Genomic DNA, 18,003 nt, shown 5'->3' with positions numbered 1-18,003 from the left:
GTTATGTTAATCGCCAAGGACAAAGGAGTGAGCGGCACGGCTACGTCAATCGAAGCTACAGCGGGCGTTTTTCCCGGACTGGATTTCCGCGAGTTTTCCACGATGCTCGGCAAAGCTGCCCACGAAGGTGGGCGTGGGCAGCATCAGCGGACCGGAGATGCTGCGCGCGGTGATGGTGGAAACCATGTCGCGAATCGCGCCATACACGAGGGCGGCGCCGTTCTCGAAGACGAGCTCTTCACGTATGCCGGCGTCGACCGACTCCGAAACCTCGAAAACACCGATGGCTTGCATGTCGATCTTGTAAGGGCAATTTGGGCCATCCGTTCCGTCGTTGGTCGCAAAACCCACTGCAATCCACCAGGATCCGTCCTCGCGCTGGCCGTGGTTCAAACTCCATGCAAGCAAGGCGCCGTCAAAATCGAAGGCGTCGGCTGGCTTTGCCTCGCCGTGGAAATCGGCTTCGACATGCACCCGCAGGAACTTGAGGTCAACAAAAGTGATCGGGCTCGGCTTCATGCTGCCTTGCTCCAACGAGACAACTCGACGGTTTGGTTAACGTTTCCTTCTGCCCGCGTGGCACGATCGTTTGCAGCGTTCACCGAAGCCTGTTTGCGTTGGGCTGCGAGTTCCCTGTCGAGCATTTTCTGGACGGCGGGTGCAATGGTCATGAGCTGGTCACGGCAGTGGTCCTTGATCGCAGCGACGGTCTCGGCGGAAAGTGCGATCTGCTTTTGCTTCGCCAGCGTCAGCACGTTGCCTGGCGAAGCCGCGCACAGGCGCAGCAGGCTGTCCATGGCGGCGCTCTGCGCGACGTCGTCGTTTTCGTAGCGGGAAAACCCGATCTTGCCGCCCCCGAACAGGGCTGCGGCCGTTTCCTGCTTGAGCTTGTAGCGCTGACGAAAAACCCGTATCTCGACGCCCGCGAGCAGCCCGTCGACCTGCTTGCGGAAAGCGATCATTGCGCGCTTGTTGGCCAGTGCATCAGCGGGCCCGGCAAGTTCGGAGCCGCACGTATCGCAAACGGTGTAATGCAGCGGGATCTCGCCCGTCTGGCCACCGTATTCGACGACCTGTGTTTCGACACGGGCGTGAAGGAGCCCCTCGCCGCAGGCGGGGCAGCATTCGCCGCGATGCTGCAGTTGGTTTTCCATGTCAGGCTCCCTCCGGGTGGTTCGATATCGACAGCAACATGCTGCCGGTCTTGCTGATTGCAAACTTCAGGTAATAGGTAATGCGAAGTTCCTTATGTGCCGCGTGGTGCCATTCCAGGCGTGTCACCGTGTAGGCATCGCAGGCTGCCCAAGGCCCGTTGGAGCGACCAACGTTTGCACTTCGTCGAGGTTGCGCGCGTAGCCAGTGGCGAAGTTGTCCAACCCCACGACACGCTGGTCGAGCCTGAGCAAGGTTTCGAGCAGGTTCGAGCCGATGAAGCCGGCGACGCCGGTGACGAGCCAGGGGCGGGGGCGTGGGGAAGCGATTGGCGGAGGTGTTCGTAGCGTGACATCGTGACGTTTCAGGCAGGGGCGATAGCGGCTTGGCGCTGCGCGTGGGGCAGCAGTGGGTGCCAAAGATCTGGCAGCGATTGCGCAATGATCCCTTCGGCTGTCAGTTTGTCGATAAGTGAAAAAGTGATCCGTGGTGCGATTGCGCAATACTCGACGGTCCAGTCCTCATATTGCGTGTGGTGCTTCATGAAGGCTTCAACGTTCTTGCGCAGGTTGGGAATGCTGGCGAGCAGTTTGTCGGGGTTGCGTTTGCAGGTGCCGAATCGGATACGGCGTGTGCTTTCGCTAACGGCGACAAGGTCGATTTCGACGCCCGCGCGATCCCAATAGCCCTTGATGCGCTCGGACAGGGGAAAATCGCTCAGTCCTTTGCGGCTTGTTTCTTCGTATAGCCTACCTGCCAGTTCTTCCAGGGCTGCACCCTCTGCCTCTGCCAGGAGTTGGTCGGCCTGGGCAATGAGTTGCGCTTCGGGGCTGAAATGCACTGCTGAAACCGGTCGTTGAAGGGCTGCCAACCAGCTTCGGAGGAAGTTGTCGCGGATGTAATAACGTCCGCTGCGTGCCTTGGACTTGGCGAAGATGGGCAAGCGGCGCTCGATCATGGCGTAACGCTCGCTCAACACTTTGAGATATCCGCCGACCTGTTTGCCTTCTTGGGGGGAAACGTTGGATATCGCGGCTTCGATGTCGGCGTTGGTGCATCCAGGGTGTCGGGCGACGTGCTGAAGCAGCATGTCGTAGCGCCCCCTGAATTCGCGCAGAAACCAGTTGTCTGCCTCGCCCTTCAGCGGCGAAGAACTGCTGAAGAACAGCGCGCGGAGCAAAGCTGGGCGGTCAGCGTCGAGTACGCCTTGTTCGTAGGCATCGCGATAGAACTTGGGTACGCCCTCGAACAGGTTCCACAAAAACAGCAGGCGTTCAGGTTCGCAGTCGGCATGGATATCGAGCATCTCCAGCAGGGAGGCGACATCCAGGTGGTCCAGCATCAGCTTGTCGGTGGTGCGGTTGAAGAGCGGGGCGGCTCGGTCTTCGAGCAAGGCAGCCATTTCGGCGTGCAACGAGCCGAGGACGATCAACCCTCCTTTGACGCGGTCGGCACGAGCCGAAAGTTTGTCGATTTCGGCCTGCAACAGCGAGCAGAAGTCGAACAGCGGTTTGCGGCTGAAGTACTGGAACTCGTCCAGGGCGATGACATAGCCTTGTTCTGCAAGCTTGGTGATCACTTGGGCGAGATCACCCAGGCTGCGAACGCGGTCGTCGATACCAAAGGTTTCGAGGTAGTCGTTGCAGGCAACGAGTACGCCTGTGGGGTCCGAGTCCGGGATTTGTATGTAAAGCCGGTTTTGGCGCCCGGTTTGGTTGAGTGCTTGCTGGATGAGAGAAGTCTTCCCGATGCGCCGTCGCCCAGACACCTGTACGAAAAACCAGCGCCCCCGCTCGAGAATTGTGCGCAGGTCCGCCAGTTCGCGTTGTCGACCGTAGAAGCCCCAGGGTTGCATATGTGCAGGTGATACTGGAAGGTAATGTAAAGGTTTTTATATTAAGGCTGAAGGCGCCTTAAGTATATGTTTAATTGAATAATTATGCAGGTTATTGATGAAGCCGCAGTCGCGCCCGCCGGCGCTCCTGCACGTGCCGTGGCACGGGTGCGATGCAGGAGCGGCGAAGCCGCGATTGACGGCGGATTTCATAGGCGCAGGTCGGCCGCCTGCCGCGGCAGCACGTACTTGAGGTCGTACAGCACGTGTTCGGGCTTGCCGAGGGCGCGGATGCCTTGCGCGCTCATCGCCTTGAACTGGTCGTGGGCCACGGCGAGCAGCACTGCGTCGTACTGGCCGGGTGCCGGTAGCTCGATCGGCGTGATGCCGTATTCGTGCCGCGCTTCGTCCGCATCCACCCACGGGTCGAATACATCCACCCGGACGTTGTAGTCGGCGAGCTCCCGGACGATGTCGACGACGCGGGTGTTGCGCAGGTCGGGGCAGTTTTCCTTGAAGGCGAGGCCCATCACCAGCACGCGCGCGCCTTCAACCTGGATGCGGCGCTTGAGCATGGCTTTCACCAGCTGCGACACCACGTAGGCACCCATGCCGTCGTTGAGCCGTCGCCCGGCGAGGATGATTTCCGGGTGGTAGCCGATCGCCTGCGCCTTGTGCGTGAGGTAGTACGGGTCGACGCCGATGCAGTGGCCGCCGACCAGGCCGGGGCGGAACGGCAGGAAGTTCCACTTGGTGCCGGCGGCTTCGAGCACGGCTTCGGTGTCGATGCCGAGCTTGTTGAAAATGATCGCGAGTTCGTTGATGAGCGCGATGTTGAGATCGCGCTGGGTGTTCTCGATGACCTTCGCGGCTTCGGCGACCTTGATGCTGGGGGCCTTGTGGGTGCCGGCGGTGATGATGCGGGCGTAGAGCGCATCGACGAGGTCGGCCACTTGCGGCGTCGAGCCGGAAGTGACCTTCTTGATGGTGCTGACGCGGTGCGCCTTATCACCGGGGTTGATGCGCTCGGGCGAATAGCCGGCGTAGAAGTCGTGGTTGAAGCGCAGGCCGGAGACGCGTTCGAGCACCGGCACGCACTCTTCCTCGGTGGCGCCGGGATAGACGGTGGATTCGTATATGACGATGTCGCCGCGCTTGAGCACCTTGCCGATGGTCTCGCTGGCGCGGATCAGCGGTGTCAGGTCCGGTCGCTTGTGTTCGTCGATCGGCGTCGGCACGGTGACGATGAAGACATTGCATTCGGCCAGGTCGGCCGGGTCGGCCGTGAACCGCAGGTATTCGGCGGCGGCGAGCTCGCGGGCGTCGACTTCGAGCGTGCGGTCGCGGCCGGCCTGCAGCTCAATGATGCGCTCGGCGTGGATGTCGAAGCCGGTGACGTGCTGCTTGCGGCCGAATTCGACGGCGAGCGGCAGGCCGACGTAGCCGAGGCCGATGATGGCCAGTCTGATGTCTCCAAGTGTCAACATTTTGTCATTACGCCTTATCTGATTGGTATTCGTACTGATCGGCAAACGCTTGCGCGACGTCGGCCTCGATGGCCTGGACTTCCGCGTCGGTCAGCGCGGCGAATTCCTTCTTGCGCCGGCGGGCAGGCAGCTTCATGTCGTTCTGGGTGATGAACATGATGAGGTCGCGAGCGAGGTTTTCCGGCATGTCAATCCGCTGGGCAATCGCGGCAAGCGCCCGGTCGTGGCATTGCAGGTAGCGCACTTCGTCGGGCAGCAGTTGCGTGATGGTGTGTTCGACGCACGCATAAAGGTATTCGGCCAGTGCGGTGTAGTCGCCGAAGCGGTACAGGTCGGCGGTATCGTTGAGCACATCGACGTTGCGCCGGGCGTTGGGCTGCCATTCGATGAAGGGCATCAGCGGGCCGCTGTGCTGGCGCAGGGCGTTGCGGTAGCCGTCAATGCGCTCGAGCATGACCGCGCTGACCGGAAAGACCAACCCGGCGGGGGCAAAGCTGCGTTCGGCCAGGATGTGGTGAATCAGCGCGCGGTGCACCCGGCCATTACCGTCTTCGAACGGGTGGATGAAAACGAAACCGAAGGCGATCAGCGCCGCGTGGATGACGGGGTCCACGTCGCGTTCGGTCATGATGCGATGGCTGTCCAGCAGCGCGGCCATCAGGTCCGGAAGGTCCGCGGCGCGGGCGCCGATGAACTCCGGAATCGGCTCGCCGTCACGGTCCCGTTCTCCCAGGAAAACGCCCTGCGTGCGCAGACCTTTAGCGACGAAGCGGTGGTCGTGGATGAGTTCGTCGTGCATGTGCAGGATTTCGTCCAGCGACAGCGGTTGGGCTCCGGCGCGCCGGACGACGTTTGCCCAGCGCTCGAGCCGGCTGCGGGGGGGGCGTTCGCCTTCGATGGCGAACGAAGCGCGGCTGTCGGCCAGCAGAAGGAAGCTGGCTGCCCGTCGCCAGACGTCCTGCGCAGTGCGCCCCATGACCTGTTGCACACGGTCGGCCAGTTGCGACCGGACGAAGGCTTCGAGCACGGGCGTTTTGCGCACGATGGGGCAAAACGCCGGGACGCCCGGCAGATTGTTGCCGATCTTGTGCCGGGGGGATGGCGCTACCGCGGCCGTGAAATAGCGCGACGGATCGAGCAGCGGAATGTATCGCTGGCTGGCCGGCGCGTCGCTCAATGGCAGTTTCTCGCCGGTTAGCCATTCGTACAGGAACCAAAGCCGGCGTGCCTGCTGACGGCTGGCGTTGGCGCCGATGATGTGAGTGACGGCCTCCGCCCCGAGCCGCTGCAGCACCCGCTTGAGGACCAGCAGGTCGAGCGTTTCGTGCTTGAGCGCGAATAACAGGTGGCCGGCGATGTCGTCGGCGGGCCGGTAGCGCTGGTCGTACACCCGCAGTTCGCCTTCGAGCCTGACGCTGCCCTTGACGTGCCCGCTGGCCACGGCGCAGCGCTCGGTCAGCGGCGCTTCGAGCTTCAAACCCCGCATCAGCGCAGCATAGCCTGCCCAACGCCGCGAGGCGTCGAGCGCTAGCGCGCTGTTGTCGAAGAGAAGCCGGGTGGATGGCATGGCAGTCGAAAAACGAACGTGGCGGTCGAAAATTTATCGATTAAATCGTTTCTGGTCGATTTTATTGCGCAGCGATTGCGATAAGGACGTGGATTTTCATGAGGTTCACTTTGTGAAGCCTTGGTGAGATGGCGATACCTTTGGCATTTCGCCGGCAGTGGCGTCGGGAATCAGGACGTTGCCAGCACCGGCCGCTTCCAGCTTGCGCCTGAGCGCCGCCTTCGCTTCGTCGTCGCCATGCACGATGCGGATCTCCGCAGGCATCTGCGGAATCCCGGTGACGAACCTCAACAGGTCCGACTGCCCCGCATGCGCGGAATAGCCGCCGACCTGGTGGATCTGCGCGCGGATCGGGTGGCGCTCGCCGTCGAGCATGACCCAGCCGCCGCGCGGACCAAAGGTGAGGATGTCGCGGCCCGGCGTGCCGGCGGCCTGGTAGCCGACGAACAGCACGTCGTTGCGCGCGTCGCCGAGCATCGCCTTGAGGTAGTTCACGACGCGCCCGCCGGCGCACATGCCCGAGCCGGCGATGACGACAGCGGCCCGGCCGGTGCGGGTGAGGTAATCGACCGCTTTCAGGTGGTCTTCGTGGCGGTCGAGGACGAGCAGCTGGTCAAAGGACAGCGGGTGGCGGCCCTCGCGTACGCGGGCAGTCGCTTCCTCGTCCCAGTACGGTTTGAGCTTACGGTAGAGACGGGTGAATTCGGCCGCGAGCGGCGAATCGACGACGATGTCGAGCTCTTTCCAGCGCGGGTCGTCGCCGGCTTCGAAGATGATGTCTTCGATTTCGTAGAGCAGTTCCTGCGTGCGGCCGATGGCGAAAGCCGGGATCAGCACCGTGCCGCCGTCGGCGAGCGCGTGTTCGAGCACGGCCTGAAGGCGGTGGCGGCGGGTGGCGCGGTCTTCGTGGTCGCGGTCGCCGTAAGTGGCTTCGATGACGAGGCGGTCGGCGCGCTCGGGCGGGCGCGGTTCGGGCAGCAGCGGCGAATCAGGGGCGCCGAGGTCGCCGGAGAAGACGATGCGTTGGTGTTCGGCCGCGGTGGTGGCGTCGCACTCGACGTAGGCCGAGCCGAGGATGTGGCCGGCGCGCTGCAGGCGGATCGCGAGCCGGCCGGCGCCGTCGTTGAACACGGTATGCCACTGGCCGAACGGCACGGGCACGATGCGGGCGCGGATGCGGTCGAGCACGCGCTCGATGAGGCGGGCGTCGCGGGTGAAGCCGATCTTGAGCGCGTCTTCGAGGATCTCCGGCAGCATCAGCGCCGAAGGCGGCGAGCACAGGATCGGCCCGTCGAAGCCGGCCGCAAGCAGCTGCGGGATGCGCCCGACGTGGTCGATATGGACGTGGGTGACGACCAGCGCGCGGAGGTGCGCGATCGGAAAGTCGACGGCCAGCTCATCGGCGCCGCTGCGCCCGGCGGCTTCGGTGCCCTGGAAGATGCCGCAGTCGACAAGCATGCCGGCTTTCGCCCCACCCGGCCCGTGCAGCGTGAGTTCGTGGCAGGAGCCGGTAACGCCGGTGATGGCGCCGTGGTGGGTGATCGTGAGCATGGGGGGTCAGCTGTCCGAGCCGCACCGATCGCGACAGTGCACCTCGTTGGTCACGTCGCGGCGACTGCCGGGGAAGCGGTTAGCGACGATGAGGGCGAGGTTGATATCCGACAGATTGCGCATGTCTCTGGATGGGGCGGGTGTTTCAAAGCATGGGGCGCGATGTTATCAACATAAACATACCTTGCAAGCAAATAATTCACAGCAGAGTGCGGGTACCTATCGGTACGGTATCTAAGGTAGTGTCATGAGCAGGGTTATGTACCGTACTGCTTGTACTGAGAGCCGGCCGCGTCAAAGCGTGCACCAGTGTTTGGGCTGTGCGCCGGTGACGATGCCGGGGTTGATCCGTGCATCGAAGCTGACGAAGCGGCAGTCGTGCCGCACGGCGAGGCCGAGCAGATAAGTGTCGGTAATCTGCCGGTGACCGAGCAGGTTTTGCCAGGTGATCTGTGCGCCATCGAGCAGACTGTAGTCGTCGGCGATGAACTGGTGCGCCGGGTGTGCGGTGGCCTGGGCCAGACGGCTTGCAACGGCGCCCAGTGGCAAAGCCTGCGGGTAGGCAGGTTGAGCCATGATGCGCAGGCAACCGTTTTGGGTCAGCGGACACGATGCCCAGCCATGCTCGATTTCACCTGCGAGCCACCGGCTTGCGCGTGCGTGGTGCACGTGGCTGCCGTCGAGCAGCGCGATGAGGACATTCACGTCCAGCAGCGCACGCATCAGATTCCCTCGGCGTCGCGCAGACGGTCGATGAGCTCGTTGGTCACGATGACGTCACGGGCCGGAAAGGGCTCGAAGCCGGGGACTGCGGGAGTCTGGTGGGCAACGGTTTGCGGGGCAGCGGCACCGGTCAGGCTTTGGCGAACGAGCCGGGAGATGACTTTGCCGACACTGGTGTGTTGCTGGCGTGCGATTTCCTTCGCGGCGGCAAGGACGTCGCTTTCGATGTCGATCGTAGTGCGCATGGTGAGCTCCTCAGTTACTCCCTCAGGGTCTAATCCTAATCAGCGGGAAGGAGGCAATCATGCCACCTGGCTGGTCTGAGCCTGTAGCAGCGCGAGCAGAAACTCGGGCGCGAAGTCGGCGCCATTGGCCCAGACCACGGTGCCCAGCGTTTCATCCTGATGGGCGGTCCTGAAGAGCGTTTCGTCCTTGAGCGGCTCGAACATTTCCCCCCAAAGTTCATCGAGCAGGGCGACTTCCCCGGCGGCGCCGTTATTGAACTGTAGGTAGAGCCGATAGCCGGGGCGCACTTCAACGCGTGTGGTATGTAGGAACATGGTCTTACTCCAAAGGCGAAATCGGTTTGAGCGGCTTACGCAGCTGCGCAAGCTCCCAGTCTTCTGCGAGTTCGGCCTTATGTTCGTCCAGCCACTCAAGGACTGCACGAAGGGCGCGCTTGGGGAACTCGCCACGGACGACGCCAGTTTCGATCTCCACCATGATCTCGTAGGCGCCGTACCGCGCATGAAAGTGAGGCAAGGGATGATCCGCCCAGTTCATGTAGATCACGATTCCCAGGAAGCGACTGATCTCAGGCATTGGATGAACCTTGTAGCTGTTGGTTATGACTTGGCATGGTATCCGGACCACTTATGCCAGGACCACGATGATACGTACTTCGACGTTGAGCGCGCGTACCACAGGCGCCGCACGTACTGCCGCGCCGGGTTGCCAGCGACGATTCTCACGACCGCGTCGCGCCCGAGGTGGAAGCCGGGGCGGGATTATCACTGGAAATGGCGGGAAAACGCTCAGGCGCGGTCGAGCGCGTCGGCGTTGTCCAGGGCGGCGGAGGCGGGAGACCACGGCCAGCGGAAACGCACCAGCCGCAGGTAGCACAGCAGGTAGGCCGCGAACGTGAGAAGGACCGCGGCCAGGCACTGGCTGCGGCTGTGCCAGCCGAACTGCGCGAAGCCGGCGGGGACGAACGCAAACAGCCACATCAGCGGCGAAACGGCTGCGTTGCGCAAGGTGGGGTGGTCTGCGTGGACGAAATGGCGCACGACGCGCGCATGCACGAGGCTGTGCAGATGCAGGCGGTCGGCCGCGCCCGGGTGGTGCTCGCGATGGCGCCGGCGGGCGATGCTGAAGATCAGCTCCATCACCGGGTAGGCGCAGATCAGCAGGCTGACCCACGGGGAGATTTCGGTGTTGCGCTCCGGCAGCAGGATGGCGAGCCAGGCGAGCGCGAAGCCCCCGAGATAGGCGCCGCCATCGCCGAGGAAGATCTTGCCGGCGGGAAAGTTGATCGCGAGGAAGCCGGCGAACGCGGCGGCGAAAGTCCAGCAGACGGACGCGAGGACGACGTCGTCCACCTGGAAGGCCACGAGGCCGAGCGCGCCGAACATGATGACCAGCGCCCCGCCGGCGAGACCGTTGAAGCCGTCGATCATGTTGACCGCGTTGGCGATTCCGCCCGCCGCGAACGCGGTGAGGATCACCGCCGCCGGCAGCCACTGCAGGATGAAATCGGCCGGCGCGAGGTCGAGGTGATGCAGCGCGATGCCCGTGAGCAGCCAGGCCAGCACGCCGCTGCACAGCGTGGCCACCAGCCGCCGGGTGACGCTGACCTTCTTGGTGAGGTCTTCGGCAATGCCGAAGCCGAACGCCGGCACCGCGGCCAGCAGGAGGGGGAAGAGGATCGCCTGCTCGTCCGCGCCCGCCGTGAAGGCGCCGACGACGAGCGCCGCCACCACCGCGACGCCTCCGACGCGCGGGGTCGGCGCGACGTGGAACTTCTGGATTCCATGATCCGAGTCCAGCGTGAAGCGACCGTGCAGATTCTTGGTGAGGACGATGACAATGGCAACAAGGCAGGAGGTTGCTGCGATGGCGAAAAAACTTTCCGGAAAACTCATCAGGCGTTTCTCATTTTCTGGCTTGTTTGCTTGTTGCCTGTGCCCTTGCCTTCCCGCCCCGACAAGTCTCGGATCGGCGGAAATGCCCTCGGGGGCGCGGCCCTGCGGCTTCTTTCGAAGCACGGGGCGCAATGTTATCAACATAAACATGCCCTGCAAGCAAATATTTCACGGCAGAATGCAGGTACTTATCGGTAAGGCATCTAAGGTAGTGTCATGAGCAGGGTTATACCGTAATTACGGTATCTCCCGGATCGACGCGCGCCGGACTGCGGCGCGCGCCGACCCGACACACGGCTTGTCGTACGCATTGCTGGGCGCGCTGTGGGAAAAGGCCGGGTGAGCTCGGGCGGAAAAGCGCAGCGCCTTCCGCCTTATGCGGGTTGAGCATTCCGCGCACCAGTGGCAACGGGGTGGTGCAAAATGGCGAGGCCGCTTTCCCGGCGGCCGCCCAAAAATGACGGCAGCGATCATGACCGACCACGACAACGGTTACAAACACCTCTTCTCGCACCCGCAGATGGTCGAAGACTTGCTGCGCGGGTTTGTGCACGAGGAATGGGTGGCCGGCCTCGACTTCGGCAGCCTCGAAAAGGTCAGCGGCAGCTACGTGGCGGACGACTTGCGTGACCGTGAAGACGACATCATCTGGAAAGTGCGGTGGGGCGAGAGCTGGCTGTACGTCTATCTGCTGCTCGAGTTCCAGTCGCGCTCGGACCCGTTCATGGCCGTGCGCCTGCTCACCTACGTGGGCCTGCTCTATCAGGAGCTGGTCCGCCAGAAGAGCCTGAGCGCGGATGGCAAGCTGCCGCCGGTGCTGCCGCTGGTTCTCTATAATGGCAAGTCGAGATGGAACGCCGCCACCGACGTCGCCGAGCTGGTCGAAACCCTTCCCGGCGGCGGGCTCGAGCGCTACCGCCCGCAGATGCGCTACCTGCTGCTCGACGAAGGGGCGCTACGCGAAAGCGATCTGCCCGACATCCGGAATCTGGCCGCCGCGCTCTTTCGGCTGGAGCGCAGCCACAGCCCGGAGGATCTGCGGCAAACGATCGCGGCACTGAGCGACTGGGTGCGCGCCCCCGAACAGAGCAGCCTGCGGCGTGCCTTTACCGTCTGGATCAAGCGGGTGCTGTTGCCCGGGCGCCTGCCGGGCGTCCGGATCCCGGAAATTGCGGACTTACACGAGGCAGAAACCATGCTTGCAGAACGCGTGATCGAATGGACCGAGGAGTGGAAACAACAAGGGCTCGAGGAGGGCCTCCGGAAAGGCCGCCAGGAGGGCCGCCAGGAGGGCCGTCAGGAGGGCCGTCAGGAGGGCGAAGTCACTCTGCTCGAGCGTCTGCTCACCCGCCGTTTCGGTCCGCTCGACAAAACCTGCCGGGTCCGGCTCGCCGCGGCGAGTACCAACCAGCTCGAGAATTGGGCGATCAAGGTGCTCGACGCCACGACGCTCGATGACGTATTTGAAGAACATTGAGGCCACGGCGGCGTCGGTCTTCCTGTTGCGCGGGGGAATGCGCATGTCCTCGTGACCATTTCAGGGATCTCTCCGCCATGCGCTTGACCGCGCAGCCCGCGTAGTGCGAGCAGCCCGCGTAGGGTTGAAAAGCGCAGCGCCTTCCACCACTCCGGCGCCTGCATAGGCACCGCCGCAAGACTTGGCGGATAACGCCTTCGGCTCATCCGCCCTTGCGGTGTGCGCTTACGTCAAGCTGAGTCTCAAGTTCTAAAATCGGTCACCAAACGTGCGCCGGGTATACTGCGCCCCCATGCCAAACCGCCCGCCCCCCTTCACGAGTCCCCTCAACCTCGCCAGGTGGCTCGCTTTCGCGCTGTTCGCCGCGCTCGCGGCGTGGCGGATCGTCACGCTGAACCTCGCCGACCACTACGCCGATGCCGGCGAAACGGTGGCGGCGGCGGAACTGCCTGGCGTGGAACATCCGGTCGCGCTGACCCGCGAGGCGCGGCAGCTGCTCGACGCCGACCCGCAAGAGGCGGTTGCGCTGCTGCAGCGGGCGGTGCGCGCCGATCCGACTTACGGCTTGTCGTATGCGTTGCTGGGCGCGCTGTGGGAAAAAGCCGGCGACGAGCGGCGCGCGAGGAGCGCGATCGACGCGGCGGCGGCCTTCGCGCCGGCGAAGGTGGATGTGCGCCTGATCGCGGCCGGGTTCGAGCTGGGGCGCAACGACCTCGCCGCGGCGCTGCGCCATTCGAGCGTGGCGCTGACCCGCCGCGGCAGCCTGCGCGCGGCGATGTTCCCGGAGCTGCTGCGCATCGCGGACGAACCCGCGAATCGCGCGGCGCTTTCGGCGCTGCTCGCGGAACCCGTGGCGTGGTGGCCGGCGTTCGTCGCTTTCGCGGCGAACAAGGGCGAGCGGCTGGAAACGGTGATGGCGCTGTATGCGCTGTCGGAAGCGAGCGTGGCGAATTCGCTGCAGGGCCACGGCCTCGCGGCGGTGCTGCGGCGCCTGCAGCGCGAAGGCCTGTGGCTCGATGCGCGGCTGGCGTGGATGAGCGCGCTGCCGGTCGAGCAGCTCGAAGGAATGGGCAACGTGTTCAACGGCGGCTTCGAACAGCCACTCTCGGGCGTCGGCTTCGACTGGGTGAGCGCGAAGGCGGGCCACGTGCTGGCCGAGCCGCTGCCTACGCCCGGCGCGACCGGCGCCGCCGCGCTGAACGTCGTGTTTCGCGGCCCGCGCGTGCGCTACCGCCACCTGAGCCAGCACGTGATGCTGGAACCGGGAAGCTACGTGCTGCGCGGGCGGGTGCGCCCCGACGGGCTGGAAGCGAAGCCGGGACTGACGTGGACGGTGGCGTGCATCGGCGGCGCGCGCGAGCGAGAGATCGGCGTCACGGAATATTTTTCCGGCCGCTCGGCGTGGCGCAAGTTCGAGACGCCCTTCACCGTCCCCGCCGTGCAGTGCCCGGCACAGGTGCTGCGGCTACAGCTCGGTGGCCAGGTCGCGCTGGACTTCGAGGCCAGCGGGCCGATCTGGTTCGATGACATTGTGATCGAGCGGCTTGACGCTCGCTGATGCGCCCTGTATCTTCCGTTCCAAAGTTTTGTTACATCGAATTTTGTTACATTGAACTCACCGAGAGGCCAAACAATGAAAATCGCTGGAATCGCCGCCGCAATCGCCCTGGTTGGCACGATGGGTGCCGCGCATGCCGCCGAGCCGCTGCAGGTGGCCGCACTGACGGCCGTCGATGGAAAAGTCCTGATCCACAAGGGCAAGGATTACACCGTCGCCAAGGCCGGTTCCACCCTGCTCGAAGGCGACCGCGTCATCACGCTGAAAGGTTCGAAGGCCGACGTCGCGTTTACCAAAGGTTGCGTGACCAACCTCAAGGAAAACGCAGTCTTGGCGATCGGCGGCGTGGATGTCTGCGCCACCGGCCCGCTGTCGGCAAACCCCGAACCCGCGAAGTATGCCGCCGCAATCGGCGCGCCGCAGAACCCAGGCGCGTCGAATCTGCCGGGCAGTGGCCTGGGGGGCCTGAGTTCCGGCATGGGCGCGCTGATCGGCGGCGGCCTGGTCTTGGCGGGCGCCACGTATGGCATAAACCACGACGACGACCACAACGACTCCCCGATCAGCGGGCAATAAGCCGAGCGGCCACGCGCCGCGCCGGTCGAATTTCCAAGGGGCTCCGCACAGCGCGGGGCCCTTTTCAATTGTGCCGGGGAAAGCGCGCCGAACGAGCGGACGGGTTTCAGCCCGCCCCACCCTGCCCTGCCGGTCAGTCGGAGGGCTTGTGGAACAGGCCGCTGATGAGCACGTCCTGGCCGCGCCGGGTGAGTTCCAGACGGATCGATCCGGCAAACACTTCCTCGCCGGCGTCGCCCCTGCGCCGGATCCGCACCAGGTAGCCGCCTTCGCCGCGCGCCGAGGCGCTGTCCGGCGACCAGCGCATGTCGAGGAGTTCGATGCGACGCGCCTGGGTCGAGCCGAACAGCTGCTCGTAGTCTTTGCGAATCTGCGCCCTGCGGCCGGTTTCGGAGCGTGCATCTTCGGTGAACAGCTTCATGAAGCGGTCGATGTCGCCGAGCTGATAGGACGACGAGAACTGGCCCAGGACGCGCGCTGCGTCCGATACCGTCAGGCCGGCAGGAACGGCCGCTTCGGCCGGCGGACTCGCGGGAGCAGGCGCCTCCGCGGCGCGTGCGGGTGCGGGAATGATTTCGACTGGCGGGGGTTGCGTTTCAGCCTGCGGGAGGGCGCGCGGCGGCGGGGGTGTGACAGGCGCTGCGGCCACTTCGAGCGGTTTGTCGACGACGACCGGCGGGCGTTCGCTGCGAACGGCGGGGACGGCCTCGGGCAGCTCGGGCACGTGTTCGCGAACCGGGGAGATAGCTGCGTCGGGCGGGTTTTTTCCCGGTGTCCGGTCCACGGGGGCGGGGGTTGCAGGCGCCGGGATGTTTCCGGCTGCTGGCGGCACCGGCGACGCGGCGGGCATCGCCTTGGCCGGCACGACTTCTGCCACCTTGGCCGGCGCCGCTGCGAGGGGGGCCTGCTGAACCGTGGCCTGCGGAACCGGGGCGGGACGTTCGGGGCGGGCAACGGCGGCTGGGACTTTCGACGCGGCCCGGGACGCGCCGATCGCGCCGGCAGGGGCGCGATTGAAATAGACGGCGAGGACGGCGACGAGGCCGACGAGCGCGACGCTGCCGAGGACGTACTGCGGGAAATTCCGCCGCACGGTCAGGGGCAGTTTTTCCGACAGCGTGGGGGCGGCGTCGACAGCGCGTTTGCGTTCCGCCTGCGAGACGATCTTGATCGAGACGGACATCCGCGGCCGCGCCTGCATCCGCTCCAGGTCGTAGGCCGCGCGGCGGTGAGCGTCCCGCAGCACGTGGTGCGCGAGGTTGATCCGCGCCGAGAGTTTTTCCCGGTCGCTGTCGGCCCAGCCCTGACGATCGGGATGGAAAATGCCCATCATGACGCGGTAGTGCTCGCGCACCTGGTCGTCCGTGGCGTCCCGGTTCAGCCCGAGAGCACGGTAATGGTCCGCTTCATACGCCAGCAGCACATGCTCGACGAAGAACAGCGCCGCGCGCCGGTTCTCGTCGAGCATGTGCTGCCTGCCGTCGCGCATCGCTTCGGCTGCCGCGCGCATGACGACGATGGTGTCCGCGGGCAGCGATCCGCCGCCGCGCACCAGTTCGCCGAAGCGCGTCGGCTCGGCGAACACGGCCAGCGCTAGCTCGGCGGCCCCCCCGCCGCCCTGCTGGTTGGCCGCGCTCATGCCGCGGAACGACTGCCTTCGGTGTCGCCGCCGTACTGGTAGTAGGAGTTGTAGTAGTAGCCCTGGGCACCGCTGCGGGATGCGATCTTCGTCAGCACGCCGCCGATGACGTGGGTCCGCGTGCTGCGCAGACGCTTGAGCGCGCCGGCGAGGAAGTCCTTGCGCGTGCCGCCCGCCTCGACGACGACGACGGTGGCATCGGTGATGCTGCCGAGCAGCGGCGCGTCGGCGAGGCCGAGCACCGGCGGGCCGTCGACGATGACGCAGTCGAAACGGTCCTTGGCGACATCGAGCAGCGCGACCATCTTGGCGCTGCCGAGGAGTTCCGCCGGGTTCGGCGGCAGCGGCCCGGACGTGATGACGAAGAGCTTGTCATAGGGTGTCGGCTGCGTGACGTCGACCGGCCTGGAGTCGCCCGCGAGGTAGTTCGTCAGCCCCGCCGTGTTGGCCAGGCCGAGCTTGCGGTGCATCGAGGCCTTGCGCAGGTCAGCGTCGAGCAGCAGGACTTTCGCGCCCATCTGCGACAGGTTGATCGCCAGCGCCAGCGCGGTGGTGCTCTTGCCTTCGCCCATCGATGCGCTGGTGACCATCAGGACTTTGGGTATCCCGTCCTGCGTCGAGAACTGCATCGCGGTTCGCAGCGAGCGATAGGCTTCGGAGAAGCCCGAGCGCGGGTCGTCGAGTTGCTCCAGCACCAGCTCGCGAGTGGCGTCGCCAGCGCGCTTGATCAGCGGCACCAGGCCCAGCACCGGCAGCCCGAGCAGGCGCTCCATGCTTTCGCCGTCCTTGATCGTGTCGTCGAGGTGTTCGAACAGCAAAGCCAGGCCGATGCCGCCGAACAGCCCGAGCAGCGCGGCGATCAGCGCGTTGAGCAGCGTCTTCGGCTTGAACGGCTGGAGCGGGACTTCGGCCTTGTCGACGACCGACACGTTGTTCACGCCGACGCCGCCGGCGACGCCGACTTCCTTGTAGCGCTGCAGCAGGCCGTCATACAGCTGGCGGTTGGTGTCGACTTCGCGCTTGAGGATGTTGTACTGGATGCTGCGGTCCTGGACGCCCAGCACGGTGCGCTTGCTCTCGTCCATCTTCACCTGCAGCATCGCCTCCTGCGAGCGCGCCGCCTGGTAGGCGCTGCGGATGCCGCTGCGCACGTGGGCGAGTTCTTCGGCGATCTTGGCCTGCATCTCGTCGATCTGGCTCTGCAGCTGGACCATTTTCGGATAGCCGGGCTTGTAGATCTTGAGGTTTTCCTGGTACTCGGTTTCGAGCTTGGCCTTGTGGCCCTTGAACTCCTGGATCACCTTGTTTTCCAGCACCTGCGGGATGCCTTCGACGCTGCCGCTTTCGAGCTGCTGGTACATCGCTTCGGCGCGGATGCGCTCCTGCTGCGCCTTGGCCAGCGCGGTGGTGAATTCCTGCATGACCTGGGTGTCGACGCTCGCTTCCTGCTCGCCGCCGCGGACGATCTGTTCCTCGCGCGCGAAGGCGACGAGTTCCTTCTCGGTTTCGCCGAGCTTCATCTTCAACTGCTGCAGCCGCTCTTCGAGGAACACCTTGGCGAACGACGACGCGTCCATGCGCCGCTCGAGGTTCACATTGATGAAGGCTTCCGAGATGGCGTTGACGATGCGGCTCGCGAGCACCGGGTCGGGGCTGTCGAAATGGATCTTGACGAGGCGCGAATTGCGCACCGGCTCGATCGTCAGGTTTTCGAGGAAAGCTTTCGTCAGCTTGAGCTTGCGGATCTGCTCGGCGTCGCCTTCGACCGCCTCTGCCTCCTCTTCCTCCCCTACGAAAAGCCCCTTGATGCTGGCGAGCAGCGACGGATTAGCTGCGGCGAAAACCGGGTGGTCGCCGAGGTTGAGCTGGTCGATGACGCGCTGCGCGAGCGAGCGGCTCTTCAGCAGCTCGTACTGCGTCTCGTAGAAGTCCTTGGTGTCGCCCTGCATTTCGTTGGGCGTGACGCCCTGGTAGTCGAGCACCTTGGCTTCCTGGCGCTCGATCTGCAGCGTGAGGCTGGCGCGGTAGATCGGCGTCATCAGGAAGGTCGCGGTCAGCACCGAGACCATGACGATGACGAAGAACGTGATCACCGTCCATTTGCGCTTGACGATGGTGTCCCAGATCGCGCGCAGGTCGATCGTGTCGTCATCGTCCTCCTCGACATGGGAACGCCATTCGGTGGGACGGGCGAGCGCGGTGCTTTCGCGGCGCTCGATCAGCGCGTTGCGGCGCGGGGCTTCCTGCCCGCGCTCGTCGCCGGCATCCGGCTTTTCTGTGTTATCCATCATTTCCGGG

General features: G+C 64.7%; 17 protein-coding genes. 3 read left to right on the top strand and 14 right to left on the bottom strand.

Annotation, left to right across the window (positions count from 1 at the left end):
• Window positions 1–45: 45 nt before the first annotated feature.
• From pbN1_RS17385 to pbN1_RS17330, 12 genes are all read right to left on the bottom strand, one after another.
• Window positions 46–519 (bottom strand): hypothetical protein, encoded by a 474-nt coding sequence (locus pbN1_RS17385; RefSeq protein WP_169203199.1) that lies wholly within the window; start codon window positions 517–519, stop codon window positions 46–48.
• The gene (locus pbN1_RS17380; protein WP_169203219.1) at window positions 516–1,154 is read right to left on the bottom strand and encodes a type II toxin-antitoxin system MqsA family antitoxin; all 639 of its coding nucleotides are present in this window, start codon (window positions 1,152–1,154) and stop codon (window positions 516–518) included. Before pbN1_RS17380 ends, pbN1_RS17385 begins: the two co-directional genes overlap by 4 nt.
• Before the next feature lie 123 nt (window positions 1,155–1,277).
• Complete coding sequence (locus tag pbN1_RS20985) at window positions 1,278–1,406, bottom strand: hypothetical protein (protein WP_280516160.1); 129 nt, start codon at window positions 1,404–1,406, stop codon at window positions 1,278–1,280.
• A 110-nt stretch (window positions 1,407–1,516) separates the two neighbouring features.
• Entirely contained in the window at window positions 1,517–3,007 is a 1,491-nt protein-coding gene (locus tag pbN1_RS17370) for an ATP-binding protein (RefSeq protein WP_169203220.1), read from the bottom strand.
• Window positions 3,008–3,195: 188 nt separating this feature from the next.
• Window positions 3,196–4,473 (bottom strand): Vi polysaccharide biosynthesis UDP-N-acetylglucosamine C-6 dehydrogenase TviB, encoded by a 1,278-nt coding sequence (tviB, locus tag pbN1_RS17365; RefSeq protein ID WP_169203221.1) that lies wholly within the window; start codon window positions 4,471–4,473, stop codon window positions 3,196–3,198.
• Window positions 4,474–4,480: 7 nt separating this feature from the next.
• Window positions 4,481–5,863, bottom strand: coding sequence for a Fic family protein (locus tag pbN1_RS17360; protein WP_210147558.1), 1,383 nt, complete (start codon window positions 5,861–5,863; stop codon window positions 4,481–4,483).
• Window positions 5,864–6,145: 282 nt separating this feature from the next.
• Window positions 6,146–7,591, bottom strand: coding sequence for an MBL fold metallo-hydrolase (locus tag pbN1_RS17355; protein WP_169203223.1), 1,446 nt, complete (start codon window positions 7,589–7,591; stop codon window positions 6,146–6,148).
• 294 nt (window positions 7,592–7,885) lie between these two features.
• The gene (locus tag pbN1_RS17350) at window positions 7,886–8,314 is read right to left on the bottom strand and encodes a TA system VapC family ribonuclease toxin (protein WP_169203224.1); all 429 of its coding nucleotides are present in this window, start codon (window positions 8,312–8,314) and stop codon (window positions 7,886–7,888) included.
• Window positions 8,314–8,559, bottom strand: a complete 246-nt coding sequence (locus pbN1_RS17345) for a DUF6364 family protein (protein ID WP_169203225.1) — start codon at window positions 8,557–8,559, stop codon at window positions 8,314–8,316. The genes pbN1_RS17350 and pbN1_RS17345 overlap by 1 nt, the downstream gene beginning before the upstream one ends.
• A 57-nt stretch (window positions 8,560–8,616) precedes the next feature.
• A complete protein-coding gene (locus pbN1_RS17340) occupies window positions 8,617–8,874 on the bottom strand; it encodes a DUF2442 domain-containing protein (RefSeq protein ID WP_169203226.1) in 258 nt (85 codons plus the stop codon).
• Window positions 8,875–8,878: 4 nt separating this feature from the next.
• On the bottom strand, window positions 8,879–9,136 hold the full coding sequence (locus pbN1_RS17335; protein WP_169203227.1) for a DUF4160 domain-containing protein: 258 nt from the start codon (window positions 9,134–9,136) through the stop codon (window positions 8,879–8,881).
• Between the two features lie 212 nt (window positions 9,137–9,348).
• Window positions 9,349–10,455 (bottom strand): MraY family glycosyltransferase, encoded by a 1,107-nt coding sequence (locus tag pbN1_RS17330; RefSeq protein WP_169203228.1) that lies wholly within the window; start codon window positions 10,453–10,455, stop codon window positions 9,349–9,351.
• A 472-nt stretch (window positions 10,456–10,927) separates the two neighbouring features.
• Between pbN1_RS17330 and pbN1_RS17325 the strand changes: the two genes are divergently transcribed.
• The 3 genes from pbN1_RS17325 to pbN1_RS17315 all read left to right on the top strand — a co-directional run bounded on the left by pbN1_RS17325 (window position 10,928) and on the right by pbN1_RS17315 (window position 14,066).
• Window positions 10,928–11,932: an Rpn family recombination-promoting nuclease/putative transposase gene (locus pbN1_RS17325; RefSeq protein ID WP_169203229.1), complete on the top strand. Its 1,005-nt coding sequence runs from the start codon at window positions 10,928–10,930 to the stop codon at window positions 11,930–11,932.
• Between the two features lie 292 nt (window positions 11,933–12,224).
• Entirely contained in the window at window positions 12,225–13,490 is a 1,266-nt protein-coding gene (locus pbN1_RS17320) for a tetratricopeptide repeat protein (RefSeq protein ID WP_169203230.1), read from the top strand.
• Window positions 13,491–13,565: 75 nt separating this feature from the next.
• Window positions 13,566–14,066, top strand: a complete 501-nt coding sequence (locus pbN1_RS17315; protein WP_210147557.1) for a hypothetical protein — start codon at window positions 13,566–13,568, stop codon at window positions 14,064–14,066.
• A gap of 133 nt (window positions 14,067–14,199) precedes the next feature.
• Here the strand turns inward: pbN1_RS17315 and pbN1_RS17310 are convergent, their stop codons facing one another.
• Window positions 14,200–15,705, bottom strand: coding sequence for a J domain-containing protein (locus tag pbN1_RS17310; protein WP_210147556.1), 1,506 nt, complete (start codon window positions 15,703–15,705; stop codon window positions 14,200–14,202).
• The gene (locus pbN1_RS17305) at window positions 15,702–17,993 is read right to left on the bottom strand and encodes a GumC family protein (protein WP_169203609.1); all 2,292 of its coding nucleotides are present in this window, start codon (window positions 17,991–17,993) and stop codon (window positions 15,702–15,704) included. Before pbN1_RS17305 ends, pbN1_RS17310 begins: the two co-directional genes overlap by 4 nt.
• Between the last annotated feature and the right edge of the window lie 10 nt (window positions 17,994–18,003).

It is taken from the genome of Aromatoleum bremense, from assembly GCF_017894365.1.
GTDB classification, from domain to species: domain Bacteria; phylum Pseudomonadota; class Gammaproteobacteria; order Burkholderiales; family Rhodocyclaceae; genus Aromatoleum; species Aromatoleum bremense.
The sequence above is the reverse complement of the archived record's forward strand: the minus strand, read 5'-3'. Positions and strand labels throughout refer to the sequence as shown.